The sequence below is a fragment of the Rhizobium sp. Root149 genome (assembly GCF_001427345.1).
In the GTDB taxonomy this organism is placed as follows: domain Bacteria; phylum Pseudomonadota; class Alphaproteobacteria; order Rhizobiales; family Rhizobiaceae; genus Neorhizobium; species Neorhizobium rhizoryzae.
In genome coordinates this window covers 76,451-95,848 of sequence record NZ_LMGD01000001.1, presented here as the reverse complement: position 1 = coordinate 95,848, position 19,398 = coordinate 76,451, and the positions used below count along the sequence as shown (strand labels likewise).

Here is a 19,398-nt window from a genome sequence, read left to right as displayed (position 1 = left end):
CCGGCAAACGCCGCATAAGCTGTTAGCACGAGAACGCCATCGATCAACTTTTAGACAGATGGTTAAGGCGCTCTAAAGCGATCCTCAAACATTTCTCGGCCCCGCCATCCAGCGGATAATCAGCATCGCGGGCAAGATCCAGATAACGCCTGTCAGCAGGAAATAGAGGAGGTGGACATACCAGGGCGCTGTGGAAAGGGTTAGCGTGGCGATGGTTGTCGCAACGATTGCATAGACCGATACAAGGACGATAATCAGGATCGTGCCAATGAACTTTTTGAGCCGCAGAGGCATTCGTCTGTCTCCTTGTTGAACCTCTCCCGTACCGCGACGGCATGCCGCAAAGGGCGAGGACTTGTTTTGCACCGAAGGGTAGGGCAAATCAACGCCCAATAACCATGTTGACGAATGTCAGGAGATCTCATGGCGACGTCGCAGACGACGGAAGTGATGCAGGCGCCAGTAGGGCGCGTCGAGACCAATCGAACCGCGCTGAGATGGTGGCTGAAAACGGTCATTGCAACGCTGTTCTGCCTCGTTCTGGTTGGCGGAGCAACCCGGCTGACGGATTCCGGTCTCTCGATCACTGAATGGAAACCCATTCACGGCGTCATTCCGCCCTTGAGCGTTGCAGACTGGGAGGAGGAGTTTCAGCTCTACAAGCAGATTCCCGAGTACCAGCAGATCAACAAGGGCATGGCGCTGGATGAGTTCAAGTCCATCTTCTGGTGGGAATGGGCTCACCGTTTGCTGGCCCGTGCGGTCGGACTGGTTTTCGGCCTGCCGCTCCTGTTTTTCTGGCTAAGCGGTCGTGTCGAAAAGCGCCTGCGTCTGCCGCTGGTTGGTCTTCTGGCCCTGGGCGGCTTTCAAGGTTTTGTCGGCTGGTGGATGGTGTCTTCCGGTCTATCAGTGCGAACCGATGTGTCGCAGTACCGGCTTGCTACCCATCTGACAATCGCCTGCATGATCTTCTCGGCCTGTGTATGGATCATGCGCGGCCTGACGCCGCAACAGGTAGACCGGCCACCAACTGCACATTCACATCTGGCTGCAGGCGGGTTGGCTTTTCTCGCTCTGTTCCAGATCTACCTGGGTGCACTGGTGGCAGGTCTCGACGCTGGCTTTACCTATAACACCTGGCCGTTGATGGATGGCGCGATCATCCCGCCTGACCTCTTCGTGCAGAACCCATGGTGGATCAACCTGTTTGAGAACCCGAAGACAGTGCAGTTCGTCCATCGCTGCGGCGCCTACGTGCTTCTCGCATTGACTCTGGTTCATATGATTCAGTCCATCCGACTGACACCCGGAACGACGCATGCGAAGGGTGCCATCGTTCTGTTCGGACTGGTCTGTCTTCAGGCCGCCATCGGCGTTACGACTTTGCTCCTGCATGTACCCATTGAGATGGGGCTTTTGCATCAGGCCGGCGGTCTCGTTGTGCTGGGCTATGCTATCACTCACTGGCGTGGCTTCTACGGCGAATTCCCGAAGGATCAGGTTGTTTCAGCCTGATCCTTAACGTTCAGCCGAAGCGATAGGCGGAATAAGGCTTGCCGAGGAATTCGGTCGTGAATATCCGTTTTCCGGTATCGCTCCCGGCCGCACCCGCCGCGACAAAAAGCGGAACAAGATGATCGTGGTCCGGCACATGACAGGCGAGCGCATCAGGGTTCTTGTCCCAGTGCGACAAGCGAGCTGCCCTGTTTTCTGAATCTGTTTCCTCAATGACCTCGGCGAGCCAGGCGTCGAATCGCGAAGCTTGCGCGACATGTTCCGGATCCGCTTTCCGGAACATTGGCATGTTATGATAGGTCATTCCCGACGCGATGATCAGGACACCTTCATCACGTAGCGGCTCAAGCGCCTTGCCGATCTCCAGATGGCTTGGCGCATCCAGCGTATTCTTGAGTGAGATCATCGTGATCGGTACATCCGCCTTCGGATAGATCAGCATGAAGGGGATGAAGACGCCGTGATCAAACCCTCTGGCTTCATCTTCTGCTGATTCAATACCGGCATCTGAAAGCAGTTTACGAGCGCGCACGGCAAGTTCAGGAGATCCGGGGGCCGGATAGCTTAGTTGGTATGTATGGGCTGGAAAGTTGTAATAGTCGAACAGCATGCCGGGTTTGGAAGCGGTGCTCAGAGTTGGAACCGGCTCATTCTCCCAGTGACCCGATATAACCAGAACTGCCTTCGGGCGCCTGCCGACATCGTCCGCAAGATTGCGTAAGAAGGCACCGAGATCATCCCATGGTCCTTTTCCCTCATTGTTTTTAGGAAATTCCATGAATGGCCAGGGCCCACCGCCGTGCGGAATGAAATAAACTGGAAGTTTGTGCGACATCAGCGCCTCCGAAAGCTCTTATAGAAGGCGTATCAGTCGGCAAGATCATCGCATAGCTAGACGCATACCGACAATTCGTTCAGTAAAATTGAACAATAAAAAAGCTGCCACCTCGCGGCGACAGCTTTCTTCAAGTCAACAGCGAAAACTTATGCCGAGAGCATCAGATCCATGTTCTGGACCGCTGCTCCGGAGGCGCCTTTGCCAAGATTGTCGAGAAGCGCGACGAGATTGACATGCGCGCCGCCCGCTGTTCCAAACACGAACAGCTTCATCGTGTCCTGTCCGGCCAGTTCCTCGGCGTCGATACGGCCCAGCTTGCTGCTCTCTTCAAGCGGAACCACGCTGACAATGTTCTGGCCGACATAATGGTCTACCAGAGCGGCATGGATGCTTTCGACCGTTGCACCCTGTTTCAGGTCATCCAGGAAAAGCGGTACCTGAACGATCATTCCCTGTGGGAAACGTCCGACGGACGGCGAGAACAATGGCGCGCGGTCAAGCAGGCCGTGGATCTTCATCTCAGGCACATGCTTATGCTTGAGGGTCAGACCATAAAGGAAGTTATTGGCCGAAATGGCATCGTCGCGCGTCTGGTCTTCCATCTGGGCAATCATCTGCTTGCCACCGCCCGTATAGCCGGAAACGGCATTCACGCTCACAGGATAGCCGTCTGGCAGAAGACCTGCGGCCCGCAACGGACGAATGAGCGCAATCGCGCCGGTTGGATAGCAACCCGGATTGGCCACGAGCCGCGCGGACTGGATCTTGCTTCTCTGGGCGCTATCCATTTCGGCAAAGCCGTAGGCCCAGTCCTCGGCAACGCGATACGCCGTCGAGGTGTCGATGATCCGAACCTTGTTATTGCCGCTCAGCATCGCAACAGCCTCGCGAGATGCATCGTCAGGCAGGCAAAGGATGGCGATGTCCGCACTATTGAGCAGATCCTCGCGCATGGCAGCGTTGCGACGTTCCGCTTCGGGAATGGACAGGAGTTCCACGTCGCGGCGACCAGCCATGCGGGTGCGGATCTGCAGTCCCGTTGTGCCGTGTTCGCCGTCGATGAAGATTTTCGCGCTCATGTCCTTGTCCAGATTTTCAATGGGTTACGGGTGCAGGCGGAATCAGTATATCCGCCGGTTGATTCATTTTGTTAACGACCGTGCCAGTCGTTCGGCACGCAAACCCAGCATATACATGGCTACCGTCGCACCGGCAATGGCGGTGATATCCGCATGGTCGTAGGCAGGCGCCACTTCCACGATATCCGAGCCGCGAATGTCGAGCGGGCCGAGTTTCCGGAGAACCGATAGCATCTTTGCGGAGGAGGGGCCGCCTGCGACGGGCGTGCCGGTGCCAGGCGCAAACGCCGGGTCAAGGCAATCAATGTCAAAAGTGAGATAGCAGGGTGCTTCGCCGACATGGGAGACGATCATGTCTGCAATGGCCTGTGCACCCAGATCCTCGATTTCGTAGCCGTGGATGATCCGAATGCCGAAATCGTCCGGAGCTTCGGTTCTTATGCCAATCTGGATAGAGCGGGCAGGATCGATGACGCCCTCGCGGACGGCTCTGCACACAAACGAGCCATGATCGATGCGCTTTCCGTCATCATCCCACGTATCCTGATGCGCATCAAAATGCACGAGCGCCAGCGGGCCGTGTCTTGCAGCATGCGCTTTCAGCAAGGGCCAGGTCACGAAATGATCGCCACCCAGCGACATTAGATAGGCATTCGAGGAAAGGATGTGCGCCGCTTCCTGTTCGATGAGGGCAGGCGTCTCTTGATGATTCCCGTAGTCGAAAAGCACGTCGCCGTAATCGATGACTGCCATCTGCTCGAACAGATCCCGCGCAAACGGATATTGGGGGTCATTGTCGAAGATCGCCGATGCGCGACGGATCGCCTGCGGGCCAAAGCGGGCGCCCGGTCTGTTGGAAACAGCGGCGTCAAACGGAATGCCGAGAATGACTGCATCGACAGCCTCGAGACTTTTGGTGTACCGGCGTCGCATGAAGGACAGGGCGCCCGCATAGGTGGGATCGGTAGCGGCACCACGTATTGTTTTTGCCATAAAAGCGTTATCGATGGATTTCGAAGCCATGGGATCAATCCTTCACAAAGCCATAGGCGCGCTGCACAAGGGCGATCCGAACCTCATAACGTTCATACCAGTCCCTCCGGCCCTGTTCCTGCGCGGCAAGGTGGTCTACCACTTGTTTCCACGCGATGATGCTGGCCTCATCGATCCAGTAGGAATTGGCTATCCCAAATCCGTCAGCGCCGCGCACGCTCTCATAGCCGAGATAGCCCGGTTGCTGCTCGGCAAGATCCAGCATGGTCTGGGCCATGTCTGCGTATCCGCAATCACCAACAGTTCGATGAGAACTGAAAGCCACCACGAAATAGGGTGGCTTTGGCAGCGCTGCGAAACGATCTTTCGGTTCCGCTGACATAGTGATCTCCCGTTAGAAGCCTCGTTCAAAACGATGCCTGATGATGCCCAGATGGCTTCTCCGGACAAGCCTGAATTATTGATGAAGCCATAACGAAAAAAGGCGGAGCCGAAGCCCCGCCTTTCCAATCCAGTATCCAGCAGAAGCGATTAGCGCTTCGAGAACTGGAACGAACGGCGGGCCTTAGCCTTACCGTACTTCTTACGCTCGACAACGCGGCTGTCGCGGGTCAGGAAGCCACCCTTCTTCAGAACCGAGCGCAGGCCTGGTTCGAAGTAGGTGAGAGCCTTAGAGATACCGTGACGAACGGCACCGGCCTGACCGGAAAGGCCACCGCCAGCAACGGTTGCGATAATGTCGAACTGGCCATTGCGGGCAGCTGCAACGATCGGCTGCTGCAGGATCATCTGCAGAACCGGACGTGCGAAGTATGCCGAATAGTCCTTGCCGTTGACAATGATCTTGCCGGAACCAGCCTTGACCCATACGCGGGCAACGGCGTTCTTGCGCTTGCCGGTAGCATAGGAACGGCCCTGTGCATCAACCTTGCGCTCACGTGCCGGAGCGGAAGCCTGACCAGCGACGCCGAGGTCCTTCAGGGAAGAAAGGTCAGCCATGCTTAGGCGCTCCTTGTGTTCTTGTTGCTGAGCTTGGCCACATCGAGCGTGACCGGCTGCTGTGCTTCATGCGGATGGTTGGAGCCAGCATAAACGCGCAGGTTCTTCATCTGGCGACGTCCGAGCGGGCCGCGCGGGATCATGCGCTCAACAGCCTTCTCGAGAACACGCTCAGGGAAGCGGCCTTCGATGATGGCGCGTGCAGTGCGCTCCTTGATGCCGCCCGGATAACCGGTGTGCCAGTAGTACTTCTTGTCGGAGTACTTCTTGCCGGTGAAGACGACCTTCTCAGCGTTGATGACGATGACGTTGTCGCCGTCGTCGACGTGAGGCGTGTAGGTAGCCTTATGCTTGCCGCGAAGATGGTTTGCGATGATGGTGGCGAGGCGTCCGACAACGAGGCCTTCGGCGTCGATCAGCACCCACTTCTTCTCCACCTCAGCGGGCTTCTGTACGAAGGTAGACATATGTGCTCTCTTCTTTTCATGATCCCGTAGCGAGGAAACCTCATCTCGGGCGTTTCTTGTTGCTTGGTTTTGACCCGCGAGCAGGCCAACAGGGCAGGAAAGTCACGCTTTCACGACCTGCGGCGGCTTATAGGGACAGATGCCGCTATCGTCAAGATAGCTGCAATTGGCGGTCTGGAAATAAAACGATAAAAATCAATGGGTTAGAATTGTGGTTCTATGATACCACAAAAATCAACCGAAACTGTTGCATGAGACCGTGGTTTATCGCCAACCAAAACATCCTTCGTCCAGAAAACTGTCGCAGTCCCCGGGGGAAGGGCGCATTTCGCACTGACGGACAGGGCAGTTGCGGACATCCTTGGTCGGAATGCTATCGGACTTCGCATACTCGCCACCGGCACAATAGCGGTCGCTCGAAACGTAGCGATCATAGAGCGTCACCCCCGTCCTTCCGGGGTAGCGGAAGATAACTGCGCCTTCGCGTGCAATACGCTCCTGTGCTGCCGCGCAGGTCATGGATGTCGAGTTATACCGTGAGATAGCGGCCGCTGGCTGGCTGCTTGCGATGATGGAAAACGCGGCGCTTGCGGCAATCAAATAGTGACCTTGCATTTGATCTTTCCTTTTAAGCCTTGCGGAACCTAAATAGCGCAAACTGTTTCTCAGCCAAGAGCATGAACTGATGCTTTGGAGGATCACGCGATGGATCACAATTTCTATGACGACGGCTATCTGACGGACATCTTGAAATCCGTTAAATCAATCGCTCTCGTGGGGGCGTCTCCCAACCCTAGCCGACCCAGCCATGGCGTAATGGGCTTCTTGCTCTCCAAGGGGTACCACGTCATTCCCGTCAATCCGGGTCAGGCTGGCAAGATGATTCTTGGCCAGAAGGTGTATGGTCACCTGGGCGATATTGCCGAACGGATCGACATGATCGATGTGTTTCGTGCCTCGGAATATCTGGCTGAAGTTGTCGATGAAGCGCTTGCGCTTTCTCCGCGCCCAAAAGTCCTCTGGACCCAGTTGGGCGTGAGGGAAGAAAGTTCGGCGGCGCGGGCAGAGCAAGCGGGTGTGCAGGTTGTCATGGATCGGTGTCCGGCAATCGAATATCCTCGACTGCTCGGGCACCATCCGGTGCATTGAACCGACACGGGTCGAGAGGTTCGGGGGCGCTAGTCCACCAGCAAATCCGGCTGTACCCGAAGCGCGTTCATCTCGCCTGCGTTCACGCAGTATGCGGCAAAGTTTTCCGGTGCCTGATGCATGCCAAGGTCGTGTCGGCATTGCTCCTTCGACGCGCAGTGCGAGCAATTCGACTGCATCTCGCGGAACTGGTTCGGTGACAGAAGGCGCACCTCGACCGGATCGATATGCAGGGCCTGCATCAACCGTTCCATTTCTTCCGCGCCATTCGCGGCCAGGCGGTTCAGCTCCAGCAGCCGGTGACGGTCTATACCCAGATCTGCTGCAATTTCGCTCTGGAGCTCCGGTCCCAGCTCATCCAAATCCGATAAGGTTTGGAAACAGTTGCGAATATTTCCGTAGAGATGCGACAAGCGCGCTGCGAAACTTCCCGATGCTTCGTTCATAGCCATGCTGATGCCTCCTGACGATCCGGCTCGCAGTGTGGCACGTCTGTGAGCAGCCACCTTGATCCGGATCAAGTCCTTATCGGGGAAGCAGCAGTTCCGTCTGCAGCGTCGAACCGCGCAAAGAATTTCTCAATTCAGTCCGGTTTATGGCGTTTGGCGGTTTGTCGCCGGAGCATGGCGCTGTCTATAGTGTGCCTCAGTCAGCCGAACACGGCGGTATTCGTTCAAGGGAGGAACCACTATGACAACCGACAATCCGGGCTTTTCCACACTTGCAATTCATGCAGGCGCAAAGCCTGATCCGGCCACAGGCGCCCGAGTGACGCCTATCTACCAGACAGCGTCCTACGTCTTCGAAAGTGCCGATCATGCCGCGGCTCTTTTCGGACTGCAGCAGTTCGGAAACATCTATACGCGAATTATGAATCCCACTCAGGCGGTACTGGAGGAGAAGGTTGCTGCCTTGGAAGGCGGCACCGCGGCTCTTGCCGTCGCTTCGGGCCACGCAGCGCAGATGCTCGTTTTTCATACGATCATGAAGCCCGGGAGCAATTTTGTCGCTGCACGCCGTCTCTACGGAGGCTCCATCAACCAGTTCGGACACGCCTTCAAGAATTTTGGCTGGGACGTACGTTGGGCAGACCCTGCAGATCCGCAAACCTTCTCCGCGCAAGTCGACGAGAACACGCAGGCGATCTTTATCGAGAGTCTTGCCAATCCTGGCGGCACCTTTGTGGACATTGCGGCGATTGCAGAAGTCGCTCAGAAGCATGGCCTTCCATTGATCGTGGATAACACTATGGCTAGCCCCTATCTGGTTCGTCCCCTTGAGCACGGAGCCGATATCGTCGTGCATTCCCTGACCAAGTTCCTCGGCGGGCATGGCAATTCGATGGGTGGCATCATCGTGGACGGAGGCACCTTCGACTGGACCGCATCAGGACGTTATCCGATGTTGTCCGAGCCGCGGCCTGAATATGCCGGTGTCGTGCTGCATCAGACGTTCGGCAATTTCGCTTTTGCCATCGCTTGCCGCGTTCTTGGCCTGCGCGATCTTGGACCTGCGATTTCACCCTTCAACTGCTTCATGCTGCTGACCGGTATCGAGACGCTTCCGCTTCGTATGCAAAGGCATTGCGACAATGCCCTGGCGGTGGCGAAGTGGCTTAAAAAGCACGAGAAAGTTTCCTGGGTTTCCTATGCCGGACTGGAGGATGATGCGAATCATGGTCTGCAGCAACGCTATTCACCATCTGGCGCCGGCGCGGTCTTCACCTTCGGCCTGAAGGGCGGCTATGAGGCTGGCAAGACGTTTGTGGAAGGGTTGAAGCTTTTTTCGCATCTGGCCAATATCGGCGACACACGTTCGCTGGTCATTCACCCCGCTTCAACGACCCATCGACAATTGACGCCCGAACAGCAGACGGCTGCCGGGGCAGGGCCGGACGTCGTGCGCTTGTCGATTGGCATCGAGGATCTGAAGGATATCATCGCCGATCTCGAGCAGTCGCTCTCGAAGGTATGAGGATAAGATGAACGACGTCGTCCGCTTTGATATTGCATCCATTGAGCCGGAGGAGGGCGCGCCAGCGCCTGATCGGCTGATTTCCGGTGAGCCGCGGTTCCGGACATGGAATGTTGAAGAGGCGGATGGCGGCGTCTATGCCGGGATTTGGGAATCAACTCCCGGCAAATGGCGTATTCTTTATGACGAATGGGAGTATTTCCATGTTCTTGAAGGCCAGTCGGTCGTGACCCCAGATGGTGGCGCGCCTATTCATCTCAAGGCGGGCGACAGGCTGATCCTCAGACCAGGGTTCAAGGGAACCTGGGAAGTCATTGAAACGACTCGCAAGGACTACGTGATTCGACTGTGATCACCGCTGCTGCTGCCGTGCCTCTTTCAGCATCAGCGACAACGACGCCCCCAGAATAAGCAGTGCGCCCAGCCACAGATACCCGCTCGGCGCATAACCAAACACGACCCAGCCAGCGAGCACGTTGAGCGGCAACTTCAGGTCATCGAACGGCTGCACGTAAGCGGCGTCGGCAACGCTGTAAGCGAGCGTGAGTAGATATTGTCCGATAGCGGTCAAGAAGCCCGCCAGAACGAGTAGCCAAAGCGTTGAGGCCTGCGGCAGAGCAAAGCCGGTACCAAAGGCAAGAGCGGCATTGATGGGTGTCAGCAGCACGAACAACCAGATCGTGACGGTCTCGGCCGGTTCATGATGCGTCAGGTTCTTCATGATCAGGGATGAACCGCCCCAGAGCAGAGCAGCCAGAACGGGTAGGAGCGCGGTTGCTGAAAAGCTGTCTGCCCAAGGCTGTAGAATGATCATAGCGCCTGTAAAGCCGATTGCGGTTGCCGACCAACGGTGCAGACCAACAGTCTCGCCCAGAAACAGACGGGCGCCGATGATGACGAAGAAGGGCGACGTCATGACAAGGGCAATCGCCTGCCAGATCGGGACAGTCACCAGACCGTAGGCCCAGGCCTGAACTCCCAGAGCGGCCAGGACGACGCGAAGCAGGTGACGGATCGGATGGCGCGTTCGCATTGCCCTGATTCCAAGCTTCATCAGCAAGGGCAGGGAGAAGGCTGTTGCAATGGCATATTGCCAGAACGCCATGGAGGAGGCTGGAAAGTGCAGTACCATGGCCAGCCATTGGGTCAGAACATTGATCGCTGCAAACACAATCCCTGCCAGGATCATGAAGAGCGCGCCCAGTATGGCAGGAGAGCGGATCAGGCTTTTCGGCTGGTGCGCGTTCATGGAGATATCCGTCGTTACTGCTGGCCGCAACTGTCGACCCCGGATCACACCGATAACAAGTCAACGGTTCGCCATCAAATGGAAAGCCCGGCACGATGGCCGGGCTTGGATCTTCAAAACAGCTGCGCTTCGGAAAACGCATGCTAAATAGCCTTAGCTGTTGACGGCGTCCTTCAGGCCCTTGCCGGCCGAGAACTTCGGAACGTTACGAGCCGGGATATCAACTTCAGCGCCGGTCGATGGATTACGGCCCTTCGAAGCTTCGCGGCGCGATACGGAAAAGCTACCGAAGCCTGCGAGACGAACATCGCCACCGTTCTTCAGTTCAGCCTGAACGGCATCGAGAACTGCGTCAACAGCCGATGCGGCGTCTGCCTTGGACAGACCAGCCTTTTCAGCAACGGCGGATACCAATTCGTTCTTGTTCATGTTTCCACCCCTTTCAATGGTTTCACACAAATGGACCTAGTCGGGGCAACGATTCATGCCGCCCTTCGCCCAACCAAAAGCTCTGCGATTGCCTGAAAAACAAGGGGCTCTCAGCAGTTTTCACAAAAAAGGCCGGTGAAATACCGGCCTTTTTCCACAAGAGGTGCATAATCTACACCCTATGATGCTCAATGAGCGACAGTCGCACCCGTATCGTCGCTGCCGTCAACAGCAGCAATGACCGTCGTTTCAACCGTTCCATCCCATTCAATCGGCTCCGGTTTGCGCAGGAGCGCATGCTCCAGAACCTCACCCATCCGCGATACAGGGATGATCTCCATGTTGTTCTTCACGTTGTCCGGGATATCCGCCAGATCCTTCGCGTTCTCTTCCGGGATCAGAACCTTCTTGATGCCACCGCGCAGTGCAGCGAGAAGCTTTTCCTTCAGACCACCGATGGGCAGAACCCGACCACGCAGGGTGACTTCCCCCGTCATGGCGACATCCTTGGAGATCGGAATTCCCGTCATGATGGACACGATGGCAGTTGCCATTGCGATACCAGCGGACGGACCGTCTTTCGGCGTTGCACCTTCCGGCACGTGAACATGGATATCCGACTTGTCGAAGAGCGGCGGCTTGATTCCAAAATCGACGGCACGCGAACGGACATAGGATGCCGCCGCAGAAATCGATTCCTTCATCACGTCCTTCAGGTTGCCGGTTACGGTCATGCGACCCTTACCCGGCATCATGACGCCTTCGATCGTCAGCAATTCGCCTCCGACCTCGGTCCAGGCAAGGCCTGTCACGACACCGACCTGATCTTCACGCTCAGCTTCACCGTGGCGGAACCGCGGAACGCCGAGATAATCGTGAATGTTCGCGGCGGTGACCTCGACGGTCTTCGTGTTGCCCTTGATGATCTCCGTCACGGCCTTACGTGCGAGTTTCATCAGTTCACGTTCGAAGTTACGGACACCGGCTTCACGGGTGTACTGCTGAATGATCGCGGTCAGGGCGTCGTCGCTGACGGAAAACTCTTCCGGCTTCAACGCGTGCTCCTTGATTGACTTCGGCAGAAGGTGGCGCTTCGCGATCTCGCGCTTCTCATCTTCCGTGTAACCGGCGATCCGGATGATCTCCATGCGGTCCATGAGCGGGGCAGGGATATTCAGCGTGTTCGCGGTCGTGATGAACATCACGTCAGAAAGGTCATATTCCACTTCCAGGTAGTGATCCATGAAGGTGGAGTTCTGAGCCGGATCGAGCACTTCCAGAAGAGCCGATGATGGATCGCCACGGAAGTCCATGCCCATCTTGTCGATCTCGTCGAGCAGGAAGAGCGGGTTCGACCGTTTTGCCTTCTTCATCGACTGCACGACCTTGCCCGGCATGGAGCCGATATAGGTGCGGCGGTGACCACGAATCTCGGCCTCGTCCCGCACGCCGCCCAGCGCCATGCGCACATATTCGCGGCCGGTCGCCTTGGCGATCGACTGTGCGAGCGAGGTTTTGCCGACGCCCGGAGGACCGACGAGGCACAGGATTGGCCCCTTGATCTTGGTCGCGCGGGCCTGCACGGCGAGATACTCGACGATACGCTCCTTGACCTTGTCGAGACCAAAATGGTCCTGATCCAGGATCTTTTCCGCATTGTGCAGATCGATCTTGACCTTCGACTTCTTGTTCCACGGAATCGTCAGCAGCCAATCGAGGTAGTTGCGAACTACCGTCGCTTCCGCAGACATCGGGCTCATCTGGCGCAGCTTCTTCAGTTCAGCATCCGCCTTCTCGCGGGCCTCCTTGGAGAGCTTGGTTTTGTTGATGCGCTCTTCCAGTTCGGCCATCTCGTCACGGCCGTCTTCGCCGTCGCCGAGTTCCTTCTGGATCGCCTTCATCTGTTCGTTCAGGTAATATTCGCGCTGCGTCTTTTCCATCTGGCGCTTGACGCGCGAACGAATGCGCTTCTCGACCTGAAGCACCGAGATCTCGCCTTCCATGAAGCCGAGCGCCTTTTCGAGACGCATCTTCACGCTCACCATTTCTAGCATTTCCTGCTTCTCGGTGATCTTGATGGAGAGGTGGGATGCAACAGTGTCCGCCAATTTCGAATAATCTTCGATCTGGCTAGCCGCACCGACGACTTCCGGAGAAATCTTCTTGTTCAGCTTCACGTAGTTTTCGAATTCCGAAACCACAGAGCGTGCAAGGGCTTCGACTTCAACCGGATCCTCGACGGGTTCGCTGAGAACGGAGGCCTGCGCCTCATAAAATTCTTCACGGGCGGTGTAATCCGAAATCTCTGCACGCGCCCGGCCCTCGACCAGAACCTTTACGGTGCCGTCGGGTAGCTTCAGCAGTTGCAGCACGTTCGCGACTGTACCAACCTTATGGATGGCGGAAGGATCCGGGTCGTCATCACCCGCATTGATCTGGGTGACGAGCATGATCTGCTTGTCAGAACCCATAACCTCTTCCAGTGCGCGAATGGATTTCTCGCGCCCGACGAACAGAGGTACGATCATGTGGGGGAAAACCACAATATCGCGCAGAGGCAGAACCGGATAAATACTTCCGTCCTGATGCGCCGACGCTGTATTCGTCATAACATTTCCTTTCACTCTTCCCGTTTCCGGGAGCCGTCCAGTTAAAGGCTGGACTTTCTGTCTTCTCCAAAGTGGAGGTTCCGGACGCAGTTTTCAAGCCTTGCACAGCTATCCGCGAGGCGGCTGTGGAAAGGTCGAGCATAGGGCCGGATGCTTACGCGTGACTGATTTCAGCATACAGAATCAGGAGCCAGCAGTGCCATGAAGTTCTGGCCAACGCTCCTGATCGTTCGGGCCGGTCAGGAAGCAACGCTCCGACACCTATCGCCCCACCCTCGACGGGATTGAACCCTGCGCGGGTGTTAAAGATAGCGAAGGGGCCAGCAGGCCCCCTCGCAAATCGAAGTAAGATCAGGCTGAGACGTTTGCCTTTTCTTCCTGACGGTCGGCGTAGATGTAAAGCGGACGCGCCGTACCGCGGACGACCTCTTCAGAGATAACGACCTCGCGAACGCCTTCCAGCGCAGGAAGTTCGAACATGGTGTCCAGCAGGATCTTTTCCATGATCGAGCGCAAACCGCGCGCCCCGGTCTTGCGAATGATGGCCCGACGAGCAATCTCGCGGAGCGCATCTTCGTGGAAGGTCAGTTCGACATCTTCCATCTCGAACAGACGCTGATACTGCTTTACCAGAGCGTTCTTCGGCTCGGACAGGATCTGGATCAGAGCATCCTCGTCCAGATCTTCCAGCGTCGCCAGAACCGGCAGACGGCCAATGAATTCCGGAATAAGGCCGAACTTCACCAGATCTTCTGGTTCCAGTTCGCGCAGAACCTCGCCTACGCGGCGGTCATCCGGCGCCTTCACGGTCGCAGCGAAACCGATAGAGGTCTTCTCGCCACGCGCCGAAATGATCTTGTCCAGACCAGCAAATGCGCCGCCGCAGATGAAGAGAATGTTTGTCGTATCAACCTGCAGGAATTCCTGCTGAGGATGCTTGCGGCCGCCCTGAGGTGGAACGGATGCAACAGTGCCTTCCATGATCTTCAGGAGGGCCTGCTGAACGCCTTCGCCCGACACGTCTCGCGTTATCGACGGGTTGTCAGACTTGCGCGAAATCTTGTCGACTTCGTCGATATAGACGATTCCGCGCTGTGCCCGCTCGACATTGTAGTCGGCAGCTTGAAGCAGTTTCAGAATGATGTTTTCGACATCTTCACCAACATAGCCAGCTTCCGTCAACGTCGTTGCGTCAGCCATGGTGAATGGCACGTCGATGATTCGCGCGAGCGTCTGGGCGAGGTAGGTCTTGCCGCATCCGGTTGGGCCGACAAGCATGATGTTGGACTTCGCCAGTTCCACATCGCCGTTCTTTGAAGCGTGCGCCAGGCGCTTGTAGTGGTTGTGGACGGCTACGGACAGGATCTTTTTCGCCTGCTGCTGACCGATGACGTATTCATCCAGAACCTTGATGATGTCCTGCGGCGTCGGAACGCCATCACGGGACTTCACCATTGAGCTCTTGTTCTCTTCGCGGATGATATCCATGCACAGTTCAACGCATTCATCGCAGATGAACACGGTCGGTCCGGCAATCAGCTTGCGGACCTCGTGCTGGCTTTTGCCGCAGAAGGAACAATACAACGTGTTTTTCGAGTCGCCGCCGTTGCTGCCGCTGACCTTGCTCATATCACTTTCCTTCCAGCACACCGATCGCCTGTCCCCAGGCTCGGAGAGTTCCTATGCCGGTGGGCCGGCTCTCGTGCTAAGAGCCACGCCAACCCGTTTCTGGGGCACTCTACCGAACAGGAACTTAACGGTCCCTGATGCGGTGGCAACGCAACCCCTTCAATACCGCATGCTATGTCATAATAATTCAACACAGCATTAATAGATATTATTACCGCGTTCGTCGTCAGTTGAAACCCCGTTGCGGTCGAATACGGGGTAACACTTTGTCGACTACAGCTTTGCCTTAAGAGGCAGAGCCACCTTCCAGTTCCAGGCGCGTGGTGAGGATCTTGTCCACAACGCCCCATTCGAGCGCTTCGTCGCTATCCATGAAGTGGTCACGATCCAGCGTCTTTTCCACTTCTTCGTATGTACGGCCGGTATGCTTCACGTACACGTCGTTCAAACGCTTTTTCATCTTCAATATGTCGCGAGCATGGCGCTCGATGTCAGATGCCTGGCCCTGGAAGCCACCGGATGGCTGATGAACCATGATACGGGAGTTTGGCATGGCAAAACGCATGCCCTTCTCGCCAGCAGCCAGCAGCAGCGAGCCCATAGACGCAGCCTGACCGATACAAAGCGTGGAAACAGCTGGCTTGATGAATTGCATCGTGTCGTAGATCGACATACCGGCGGTCACAACGCCACCCGGCGAGTTGATGTAGAGCGCAATTTCCTTTTTCGGATTTTCCGCTTCCAGGAAGAGCAACTGCGCGCAGACCAGAGACGCCATATGATCTTCGACAGGGCCTGTCAGGAAGATGATCCGCTCTTTCAGCAAACGCGAGTAGATATCGTAGGAGCGCTCGCCGCGGTTGGTCTGCTCGACGACCATCGGCACCAAGGCCATAGCGGTATCAACTGGATTTCTCATGGTGTTCCTTTGTCTCATCCGGCGCCCGACGGCGTTTCCGCCCGGAATCGTCTCTGATTTGGTCTCATCCCTACATAGAGTGTGAAAGCCGGGTACTTCAAGACTCCGTACCGGATATCCTTAACTGCTTGTAGTTTTCACCTCTTCTATAGCGTGATCGTTAGCAAACAGATCACAACCGAAACGAGGTTTTAAGCTCTGCCCTGCATAAACTGCGGCAACAATCACGCAGGATGATGACTATGGATGCGATGACAGGCATGCTTCTGTGGGCAGCAGAAGCGCTTACGCTCGCGTTTTTACTGATCGCAGCATGGCTGCACAATCGAAGCCACACCGTCATGGGGCTGTGGGGACTCGGTTTTGCCTGTCATGGGATTGGCGTATGTCTCGTCGGCCTGCGTGGTATCATACCGGACTTCGCATCCATCGTTCTCGGCAACGAGCTGATTCTTCTCGGCATTGCCTGCTGGGGACTAGGCGTTTGCGTCTATGATGGATTGAAGGCGCGGGTGTGGCTCCTCGTTCCTGCTTTGCTCTATCCGATTGTCGTATGCTTGCCGCAAATCTATCCGTACTTCTGGCTACGATCGGCGCTGATACAATGGGCTTCGGCCGCAGGATACCTGATACTTGCCTATCTCCTTCTCACTGGCCAGAGGCCAGTTCCTTACGTGCGGCGTGTGTTCGCGCTGGTCGCTTGTTGCCAGTCGCTGATCATGATCAACATGGGCGTCCAGGTTCTGGTCAGCAAGCCGGTCGCCTTCGCGCAGATGCCCAACCTGCTTATGTCTTCGGTGGGCAATATCATATGTCTGGTGGCGGGGCTGATGCTCGGGGCGAGAATGTTGATGGTGAAATCCGAGGAGCGACTTGAAAGAGCTGCTGTCACCGATCCTCTCACGGGCGTTTTGAACCGACGCGGCTTCCTGCAGCGCTTTGACATAGTGCGGCAACACGTTGCCAGCCAACGCACTCAACTCGCACTCATCCTGTTTGACCTCGATAATTTCAAACAGATCAACGACCAAAGCGGTCATATGACAGGTGATCGGGTGCTGGCCGAGTTTTGCGCCACCGCCCAATCGTGCATAGGTCTGCGAGGCGAGTTTGGGCGAATGGGCGGTGAGGAATTCGCCTGTGTCGTGCCAATTGGAAGTCGTGCGGAGGCAGTAGGCCTGGCGGAAGCGATTCGCCTGACCTTCATGAGACAGCAGATTGCAACGGAACAAGGGACTCTTCTATCTGCGACGGCCAGCGCAGGCATTGCAATTGCTGGCGGGCCGATTCCAATTATCCTGGACGAAATGCTGTCCCGCGCCGACAAGGCGCTCTATTTTGCCAAGAATGCCGGACGAAACCGGACTGCGCTGCACGATGGCCTGAATATTTCCTGCGTCACGAATCAACGCGGAGAGGACGCAAGATCCGGCAAACCACTTCAACTGAATACCGCAATATCGCTCTCTCACCGCACCGCAGGCGCTCAATGAAGGCCGTGTCAGACCAACTTTAGCAAGCTGCCAAGGAGAGGTGCCAACCCGGACTGTTGCTTTGCAGCAATGATTGTACTCTTATCCCGGCCGATTAACGGGAAGCTTTTTCACACATGCACTATCTTGTAACGGGTACGGCCGGGTTTATCGGTTTCCATCTTGCACGCCGTCTGTTGGAGGATGGGCATCGGGTGACCGGCTTCGATGGTTTGACACCCTATTATAATCTCAAGCTCAAGGAAGGTCGCCACGCCGCACTGGCGCAATTTCCGTCCTTCCGTCCGGTCATCGGCATGCTTGAGGATCGTGAAACGTTGTACAGTGCGTGCGACCACGGCCAACCTGATGTGATGATCCACCTCGCGGCCCAGGCCGGCGTTCGCTACAGCCTTGAAAACCCTCGCGCCTATTTGGATTCAAACCTGCTCGGATCCTGGAACGTCCTTGAACTCGCGCGAGAGGTGGGTGTTCGGCACCTCATGCTGGCTTCGACATCGTCGGTCTATGGCGCGAACGAATCAATCCCGTTTTCAGAAAGCGACAAGACTGACGAACCGCTGAGTTTTTACGCAGCGACGAAGAAAAGCATGGAACTGATGGCGCACACCTATGCGCATCTGCATCGCTTACCGATCACCGCCTTCAGGTTCTTCACTGTCTACGGGCCATGGGGGAGGCCTGATATGGCGCTTTTCAAGTTCGTGAAGGCGATACTGGAAGACAGAGAAATCGAAATCTACGGGGAGGGGCGGATGAGTCGCGACTTCACCTACATCGACGATCTCGTCAGCGGTATAATCGATCTGTCGCACGTGGTTCCCGCGGAGGGGAATCGGGTTACGGCAAACGGGGTGCGGGATACTCTCTCGCATCAGGGGCCGTTTCGAGTCGTGAATATTGGCGGTGGTCAGCCCGTCAGCGTCCTGGATTTCATCGAAACCATCGAATCCGTGCTGGGCAGGAAGGCCAAGCGCAAAATGCTACCAATGCAGCAGGGGGATGTGCCGCGAACCTATGCGTCACCGGATCTGCTGGTGGCGTTGACAGGTAAAAAGCCTGAAATCGACCTGAATGCGGGCGTCGCCGCCTTCGTGGATTGGTACGTGACGCACAGTCGCGAATTACAGCTTTGAATGAGGTTCAAGTCTTTCCGACACGCGCGCGGCAGAACATGCCGCGCAGGGCGACAGCCGAAAGACTCGAAACAGACACCAGTACCTGGCGACCGCAAGAGATGACCTAAGACAAGGGGAATTAATGGTGGGCGATGAGAGACTCGAACTCCCGACATCTTCGGTGTAAACGAAGCGCTCTACCAACTGAGCTAATCGCCCTGACGTCCGCGGCTCGTGTCCGCTGCGTCGGTGGCCGTGATGTATTCAGATCCGAAAAAAACCGCAAGAGCGTTTGCGAAGTTTTTTTGATTTTTTTGGACGACGAGAGAGGCGGGTTTCTCAAAAGCCCTGAAACTGCGGGGTTTTAGCCTCAAAGTTTTTTTCGTCTTCCACAGGGGCTTATGCTGAAGAGGGGGCCTGTTGAAAAGAAACGAACATTCGTCACCGAATTGTCTTGAAACCTGCTTGACACCTCAGAACGAACGCCTTAGAGAGCCGGTCATCGACTGGCGCTGCCGGTTGGTGACGGGGGTTTCTCCCTTGTCTGGAAGAATGCGGGTGTAGCTCAGTCGGTTAGAGTGCCGGCCTGTCACGCCGGAGGTCGCGGGTTCGAGCCCCGTCACTCGCGCCATTCCAGTCAAAAACGAAACAATGCGCGGGTGTAGCTCAGTCGGTTAGAGTGCCGGCCTGTCACGCCGGAGGTCGCGGGTTCGAGCCCCGTCACTCGCGCCATTCTAATTCAAATTGCTTTGGAACAGTGCGGAACTCAAATGGGTTCCTCTGTTTCCCATTGGGCGGTATCCCACTCGTTTTCCTTCGATGCGACCCGGCGTCGCAAGGCCGTCGTTTTGTTCTCGAACGGACCTATCGCCCTCAGGTTTCGCTGATCCGTTGCTTTCACGACAATGCCTCATTATCTGACGGTGATAAAAGGCCGA

General features: G+C 56.3%; 20 protein-coding genes and 3 tRNA genes. 8 read left to right on the top strand and 15 right to left on the bottom strand.

All coding sequences use genetic code 11. The annotated features are described in order from the left end of the window. Positions 1 to 84: 84 nt before the first annotated feature. Positions 85 to 294, bottom strand: a complete 210-nt coding sequence (locus tag ASD54_RS00465) for a DUF2842 domain-containing protein (protein ID WP_062552654.1) — start codon at positions 292 to 294, stop codon at positions 85 to 87. A 129-nt stretch (positions 295 to 423) separates the two neighbouring features. On the opposite strand from ASD54_RS00465, the gene ASD54_RS00460 reads away from it, so the two are divergent. Next, positions 424 to 1,515, top strand: a complete 1,092-nt coding sequence (locus ASD54_RS00460) for a COX15/CtaA family protein (protein ID WP_062552653.1) — start codon at positions 424 to 426, stop codon at positions 1,513 to 1,515. Positions 1,516 to 1,525: 10 nt separating this feature from the next. Here ASD54_RS00460 and ASD54_RS00455 read toward each other — a convergent pair whose 3' ends face one another. The 7 genes from ASD54_RS00455 to ASD54_RS00425 form a co-directional block, all read right to left on the bottom strand. Continuing rightward, entirely contained in the window at positions 1,526 to 2,350 is an 825-nt protein-coding gene (locus ASD54_RS00455) for a class III extradiol ring-cleavage dioxygenase (protein WP_062552652.1), read from the bottom strand. A gap of 149 nt (positions 2,351 to 2,499) precedes the next feature. After that, entirely contained in the window at positions 2,500 to 3,432 is a 933-nt protein-coding gene (argC, locus tag ASD54_RS00450; RefSeq protein WP_062552651.1) for an N-acetyl-gamma-glutamyl-phosphate reductase, read from the bottom strand. Positions 3,433 to 3,495: 63 nt separating this feature from the next. Beyond that, positions 3,496 to 4,455, bottom strand: coding sequence for an agmatinase (gene speB / locus ASD54_RS00445; RefSeq protein ID WP_062552650.1), 960 nt, complete (start codon positions 4,453 to 4,455; stop codon positions 3,496 to 3,498). A gap of 4 nt (positions 4,456 to 4,459) precedes the next feature. Continuing rightward, on the bottom strand, positions 4,460 to 4,807 hold the full coding sequence (locus ASD54_RS00440; protein ID WP_062552649.1) for an antibiotic biosynthesis monooxygenase: 348 nt from the start codon (positions 4,805 to 4,807) through the stop codon (positions 4,460 to 4,462). Positions 4,808 to 4,956: 149 nt separating this feature from the next. Then, complete coding sequence (gene rpsI, locus ASD54_RS00435) at positions 4,957 to 5,424, bottom strand: 30S ribosomal protein S9 (RefSeq protein ID WP_062552648.1); 468 nt, start codon at positions 5,422 to 5,424, stop codon at positions 4,957 to 4,959. Between the two features lie 2 nt (positions 5,425 to 5,426). Next, positions 5,427 to 5,891, bottom strand: a complete 465-nt coding sequence (rplM, locus tag ASD54_RS00430) for a 50S ribosomal protein L13 (protein WP_062552647.1) — start codon at positions 5,889 to 5,891, stop codon at positions 5,427 to 5,429. Positions 5,892 to 6,155: 264 nt separating this feature from the next. Continuing rightward, positions 6,156 to 6,506: a hypothetical protein gene (locus ASD54_RS00425; RefSeq protein WP_062552646.1), complete on the bottom strand. Its 351-nt coding sequence runs from the start codon at positions 6,504 to 6,506 to the stop codon at positions 6,156 to 6,158. 90 nt (positions 6,507 to 6,596) lie between these two features. Between ASD54_RS00425 and ASD54_RS00420 the strand changes: the two genes are divergently transcribed. Further along, positions 6,597 to 7,040 (top strand): CoA-binding protein, encoded by a 444-nt coding sequence (locus tag ASD54_RS00420; RefSeq protein ID WP_062552645.1) that lies wholly within the window; start codon positions 6,597 to 6,599, stop codon positions 7,038 to 7,040. Positions 7,041 to 7,069: 29 nt separating this feature from the next. Here ASD54_RS00420 and ASD54_RS00415 read toward each other — a convergent pair whose 3' ends face one another. Then, positions 7,070 to 7,492, bottom strand: coding sequence for a DUF6455 family protein (locus tag ASD54_RS00415; protein ID WP_062552644.1), 423 nt, complete (start codon positions 7,490 to 7,492; stop codon positions 7,070 to 7,072). Positions 7,493 to 7,730: 238 nt separating this feature from the next. Between ASD54_RS00415 and ASD54_RS00410 the strand changes: the two genes are divergently transcribed. Then, positions 7,731 to 9,014: an O-acetylhomoserine aminocarboxypropyltransferase gene (locus tag ASD54_RS00410; RefSeq protein WP_062552643.1), complete on the top strand. Its 1,284-nt coding sequence runs from the start codon at positions 7,731 to 7,733 to the stop codon at positions 9,012 to 9,014. 7 nt (positions 9,015 to 9,021) lie between these two features. Then, on the top strand, positions 9,022 to 9,366 hold the full coding sequence (locus tag ASD54_RS00405; RefSeq protein WP_062552642.1) for a cupin domain-containing protein: 345 nt from the start codon (positions 9,022 to 9,024) through the stop codon (positions 9,364 to 9,366). Here the strand turns inward: ASD54_RS00405 and ASD54_RS00400 are convergent, their stop codons facing one another. From ASD54_RS00400 to clpP, 5 genes are all read right to left on the bottom strand, one after another. After that, complete coding sequence (locus tag ASD54_RS00400; RefSeq protein WP_062552641.1) at positions 9,367 to 10,263, bottom strand: DMT family transporter; 897 nt, start codon at positions 10,261 to 10,263, stop codon at positions 9,367 to 9,369. A gap of 153 nt (positions 10,264 to 10,416) precedes the next feature. Next, positions 10,417 to 10,692: a DNA-binding protein HupB gene (gene hupB, locus ASD54_RS00395; RefSeq protein WP_062552640.1), complete on the bottom strand. Its 276-nt coding sequence runs from the start codon at positions 10,690 to 10,692 to the stop codon at positions 10,417 to 10,419. 188 nt (positions 10,693 to 10,880) lie between these two features. Beyond that, complete coding sequence (gene lon, locus ASD54_RS00390; RefSeq protein ID WP_062552639.1) at positions 10,881 to 13,301, bottom strand: endopeptidase La; 2,421 nt, start codon at positions 13,299 to 13,301, stop codon at positions 10,881 to 10,883. Between the two features lie 351 nt (positions 13,302 to 13,652). Next, the gene (gene clpX, locus ASD54_RS00385) at positions 13,653 to 14,930 is read right to left on the bottom strand and encodes an ATP-dependent Clp protease ATP-binding subunit ClpX (protein WP_062552638.1); all 1,278 of its coding nucleotides are present in this window, start codon (positions 14,928 to 14,930) and stop codon (positions 13,653 to 13,655) included. A 286-nt stretch (positions 14,931 to 15,216) separates the two neighbouring features. Then, positions 15,217 to 15,849: an ATP-dependent Clp endopeptidase proteolytic subunit ClpP gene (clpP, locus tag ASD54_RS00380; RefSeq protein WP_062552637.1), complete on the bottom strand. Its 633-nt coding sequence runs from the start codon at positions 15,847 to 15,849 to the stop codon at positions 15,217 to 15,219. A gap of 242 nt (positions 15,850 to 16,091) precedes the next feature. On the opposite strand from clpP, the gene ASD54_RS00375 reads away from it, so the two are divergent. Both ASD54_RS00375 and ASD54_RS00370 read left to right on the top strand, forming a co-directional pair. Further along, positions 16,092 to 17,342: a GGDEF domain-containing protein gene (locus ASD54_RS00375; RefSeq protein ID WP_062552636.1), complete on the top strand. Its 1,251-nt coding sequence runs from the start codon at positions 16,092 to 16,094 to the stop codon at positions 17,340 to 17,342. Positions 17,343 to 17,458: 116 nt separating this feature from the next. Beyond that, positions 17,459 to 18,478: an NAD-dependent epimerase gene (locus ASD54_RS00370; RefSeq protein ID WP_062552635.1), complete on the top strand. Its 1,020-nt coding sequence runs from the start codon at positions 17,459 to 17,461 to the stop codon at positions 18,476 to 18,478. 125 nt (positions 18,479 to 18,603) lie between these two features. Here ASD54_RS00370 and ASD54_RS00365 read toward each other — a convergent pair. Next, positions 18,604 to 18,679, bottom strand: a tRNA-Val gene (locus ASD54_RS00365). 335 nt (positions 18,680 to 19,014) lie between these two features. Here ASD54_RS00365 and ASD54_RS00360 point away from each other — a divergent pair. Together ASD54_RS00360 and ASD54_RS00355 are read left to right on the top strand one after the other, a co-directional pair. Continuing rightward, positions 19,015 to 19,091: transfer RNA gene (locus ASD54_RS00360), tRNA-Asp, on the top strand. Between the two features lie 24 nt (positions 19,092 to 19,115). After that, a tRNA-Asp gene (locus ASD54_RS00355) sits at positions 19,116 to 19,192 on the top strand. The last annotated feature ends 206 nt before the right edge of the window (positions 19,193 to 19,398 follow it).

Excerpts from the sequence above, each read along its gene's own strand:
- ASD54_RS00440 (WP_062552649.1), bottom strand. The coding sequence starts at position 4,807 with ATGTCAGCGGAACCGAAAGATCGTTTCGCAGCGCTGCCAAAGCCACCC.
- argC (WP_062552651.1), bottom strand. The coding sequence starts at position 3,432 with ATGAGCGCGAAAATCTTCATCGACGGCGAACACGGCACAACGGGACTG.
- speB (WP_062552650.1), bottom strand. The coding sequence starts at position 4,455 with ATGGCTTCGAAATCCATCGATAACGCTTTTATGGCAAAAACAATACGT.
- clpX (WP_062552638.1), bottom strand. The coding sequence starts at position 14,930 with ATGAGCAAGGTCAGCGGCAGCAACGGCGGCGACTCGAAAAACACGTTG.
- ASD54_RS00370 (WP_062552635.1), top strand. The coding sequence starts at position 17,459 with ATGCACTATCTTGTAACGGGTACGGCCGGGTTTATCGGTTTCCATCTT.
- ASD54_RS00465 (WP_062552654.1), bottom strand. The coding sequence starts at position 294 with ATGCCTCTGCGGCTCAAAAAGTTCATTGGCACGATCCTGATTATCGTC.
- ASD54_RS00415 (WP_062552644.1), bottom strand. The coding sequence starts at position 7,492 with ATGGCTATGAACGAAGCATCGGGAAGTTTCGCAGCGCGCTTGTCGCAT.
- clpP (WP_062552637.1), bottom strand. The coding sequence starts at position 15,849 with ATGAGAAATCCAGTTGATACCGCTATGGCCTTGGTGCCGATGGTCGTC.
- ASD54_RS00405 (WP_062552642.1), top strand. The coding sequence starts at position 9,022 with ATGAACGACGTCGTCCGCTTTGATATTGCATCCATTGAGCCGGAGGAG.
- ASD54_RS00375 (WP_062552636.1), top strand. The coding sequence starts at position 16,092 with ATGGATGCGATGACAGGCATGCTTCTGTGGGCAGCAGAAGCGCTTACG.
- rplM (WP_062552647.1), bottom strand. The coding sequence starts at position 5,891 with ATGTCTACCTTCGTACAGAAGCCCGCTGAGGTGGAGAAGAAGTGGGTG.
- ASD54_RS00400 (WP_062552641.1), bottom strand. The coding sequence starts at position 10,263 with ATGAACGCGCACCAGCCGAAAAGCCTGATCCGCTCTCCTGCCATACTG.
- rpsI (WP_062552648.1), bottom strand. The coding sequence starts at position 5,424 with ATGGCTGACCTTTCTTCCCTGAAGGACCTCGGCGTCGCTGGTCAGGCT.
- hupB (WP_062552640.1), bottom strand. The coding sequence starts at position 10,692 with ATGAACAAGAACGAATTGGTATCCGCCGTTGCTGAAAAGGCTGGTCTG.
- lon (WP_062552639.1), bottom strand. The coding sequence starts at position 13,301 with ATGACGAATACAGCGTCGGCGCATCAGGACGGAAGTATTTATCCGGTT.
- ASD54_RS00410 (WP_062552643.1), top strand. The coding sequence starts at position 7,731 with ATGACAACCGACAATCCGGGCTTTTCCACACTTGCAATTCATGCAGGC.
- ASD54_RS00460 (WP_062552653.1), top strand. The coding sequence starts at position 424 with ATGGCGACGTCGCAGACGACGGAAGTGATGCAGGCGCCAGTAGGGCGC.
- ASD54_RS00425 (WP_062552646.1), bottom strand. The coding sequence starts at position 6,506 with ATGCAAGGTCACTATTTGATTGCCGCAAGCGCCGCGTTTTCCATCATC.
- ASD54_RS00455 (WP_062552652.1), bottom strand. The coding sequence starts at position 2,350 with ATGTCGCACAAACTTCCAGTTTATTTCATTCCGCACGGCGGTGGGCCC.
- ASD54_RS00420 (WP_062552645.1), top strand. The coding sequence starts at position 6,597 with ATGGATCACAATTTCTATGACGACGGCTATCTGACGGACATCTTGAAA.